Consider the following 1,262-nt stretch of genomic DNA (forward strand, 5'->3'; position numbering starts at 1 on the left):
CGCGCTAGCGCTGCTGTTTTGGGCTTGTCCCACATGCAGGCGCAGCGCACGGCCAGCCCAGCGCAGGCGCCCACCCCGGCCACGGGCGAGGCCCCGTCCGGCCCCAGCGCGGTTCCCACCTTCGATGTCGTGCGCGTCAGCCCGGACGGCACGGTGGTCATCGCCGGCCGCGCCATGCCCGGCGCCACCGTCACGATCTTGGACGGGGACAAGGAGCTGGGCACCGTCACGGCCGACAAGCGGGGGGAGTGGGTATTGACCCCCACCCAGGCGCTGACCCCGGGATCGCGCACCCTGTCGCTGAAGATGAAGACGGCGGAGGGCACGGAGGTCGCGGCGGATGAGACGGTGACCCTGGTGGTGCCGGACGCCAAGCGCGATGTCGCCGGCCGCAGGCAGAATGAGACGGGCGGCGCCCTGGCCGTCGTCACCCCCCGCCAGGGCGGCAGCCGGGTGCTGCAGGCGCCGGGCAAGGGCGACAAGTCGCTGACGGTGGTCATCGACACGGTGGACTACAACCGTGCCGGCGCCGTCACCGTGGGCGGCGACGCGCCGCCGAAGTCCGAAGTGCAGCTGTACCTCGACAACACGCTGGTGGGCCGCACCGCCGCCGACCTCGCGGGCCGCTGGTCCATCACGCCAGAGCGTCTGCTGGACCCCGGCCGCTACACCCTGCGCGTGGACCAGGTGGGCGCCGACGGCAAGGTGGTGGCCCGGGCCGAGGTGACCTTCGAACGCCAGCCCATCGCCGACAGCGACAGCCGCGCCGTGGTGGTGCTGGCCGGCAACAACCTGTGGACCCTGGCCCGCCACCTCTATGGTGAGGGCATCCAGTACACCACCATCTTCGACGCCAACCAGGACCAGATCCGCGACGCCAATCTGATTTACCCGGGGCAGATCTTCATCCTGCCGACCACGGGCGGGGCAAGCCCAGCGAAGGCTCAGCCATGACACGGCCCGAATTGAACGGCGACGTGTTTGATGCCTACATGACGACCTACGGAGAGCTTGCTCCTGAATTCCTGAAACAGTATGTGCGTGATCACCGCAAGCGTTTCCTGGCAACCCTGCGGGCACTACCGCCCGCAGACGGTCCTGGCGCCCGTGGGTTGGAGATTGGCACCTACGGCCTGTTTCCCGTGGCCATGCGCCAGATGCTTGGCTATGCCGATGCCGACGGTGTGGTCTATGAGACCAAAGGGGATGTGCCCCTCGTCGACTATCGCCGCTATCCCTTTGATGGCGAGGAGTACGCGTAT

General features: G+C 68.5%; 2 protein-coding genes. Both read left to right on the forward strand.

The features are described from left to right. Window positions 1-954: LysM peptidoglycan-binding domain-containing protein (locus tag I55_RS19195; RefSeq protein ID WP_044562194.1), on the forward strand; the 954-nt coding region annotated here is incomplete at its 5' end. Then, a partial coding sequence (locus I55_RS19200; RefSeq protein WP_148293840.1) for a hypothetical protein occupies window positions 951-1,262 on the forward strand: 312 nt, incomplete at its 3' end. The genes I55_RS19195 and I55_RS19200, both read left to right, overlap by 4 nt.

This window comes from Azospirillum sp. B4 (assembly GCF_000333275.1).
Taxonomy (GTDB): domain Bacteria; phylum Pseudomonadota; class Alphaproteobacteria; order Azospirillales; family Azospirillaceae; genus Nitrospirillum.